The 1,021-nt window shown below is 60.3% G+C and carries 2 protein-coding genes and 1 pseudogene; all 3 read left to right on the forward strand.

Features of this window, described 5'->3' with window-relative positions; all coding sequences use genetic code 11:
* Positions 1–297, forward strand: a 297-nt coding sequence (locus HX869_RS30590; protein WP_178904132.1) for an aldehyde dehydrogenase family protein, incomplete at its 5' end; no start/stop codon positions are given.
* A 27-nt stretch (positions 298–324) separates the two neighbouring features.
* Positions 325–822 (forward strand): GNAT family N-acetyltransferase, encoded by a 498-nt coding sequence (locus HX869_RS30595; protein WP_080673230.1) that lies wholly within the window; start codon positions 325–327, stop codon positions 820–822.
* 17 nt (positions 823–839) lie between these two features.
* A pseudogene (locus tag HX869_RS30600) lies at positions 840–1,021 on the forward strand (GNAT family N-acetyltransferase); the annotation flags it as partial.

Consider the following 1,021-nt stretch of genomic DNA (forward strand, 5'->3'; position numbering starts at 1 on the left):
GAAGTGTTCGGCCCGGTGCTTGCCGTCAGCGCTTTCGACACGGAAGAGCAGGCGATACAGCAGGCCAATGACAGCCTCTACGGCCTGGCGGCCTCGGTCTGGAGTGATGACCTCAATCGTGCGCACCGTGTGGCCCGTGCCCTGAATGCCGGGACGGTGTCGGTCAACACCATCGACGCCCTGGATGTGGCGGTGCCGTTCGGTGGTGGCAAGCAATCCGGGTTCGGGCGTGATTTGTCGCTGCACGCTTTTGACAAGTACACGCAGCTGAAAACCACCTGGTTTCAGCTGCGTTGACTCAAGCGGTTATCCGGTCGTGTATTTATGCGTGCGCGGCCGGCACAACTACAGGCAAAATCAGCGCGAACTCAGAGGGCTTTGAACACCATGGTCACTATTCGCGTAATGAGCACTGCCGACTACGACGCCGTGCTCGAACTGATGCAGAAAACGCCTGGCATCTCCCTGCGCGATGCCGACTCCCGCGAGGCCACTGAGCGTTACCTGGAGCGCAATCCAGGCATGAGTTTCGTCGCCGAGGTCGATGGGGGGCTGGTTGGGTGCGTGATGTGCGGGCACGATGGCCGGCGCGGGTATTTGCAGCACTTGCTGGTGCTGCCCGCGTATCGGCGCCAGGGTATTGCGAACGCGTTGGTTGAGCGCTGCCTCACCAGCCTGGCGCAATTGGGCATCCGCAAATGCCACCTGGATGTGTTCAAGACCAATGACAGTGCTGCCCGCTATTGGCAGGGCCAGGGCTGGCAGTTGAGGACCGATATTGATCGCTATTCGTTTACCCGGCCGGGTGACGAGAACGCCTGACGTCCATGGAGGGACAGATGCTCGAGATACGACGCGCCACGCTGGAAGATGCACAGGCAGCCTTCGACATTCGCCTGTTGGCCATACGCAGCCAATGCATCGGCGCCTATACGTCCGAGCAGATGATGTTGTGGACGCAAGGCGCAGCCAAGGACGGTTACGACACGCTGATGGACAAGCATTTTTACCTGGGCTGCGT

It is taken from the genome of Pseudomonas sp. P7779 (assembly GCF_013386315.1).
GTDB lineage: Bacteria > Pseudomonadota > Gammaproteobacteria > Pseudomonadales > Pseudomonadaceae > Aquipseudomonas.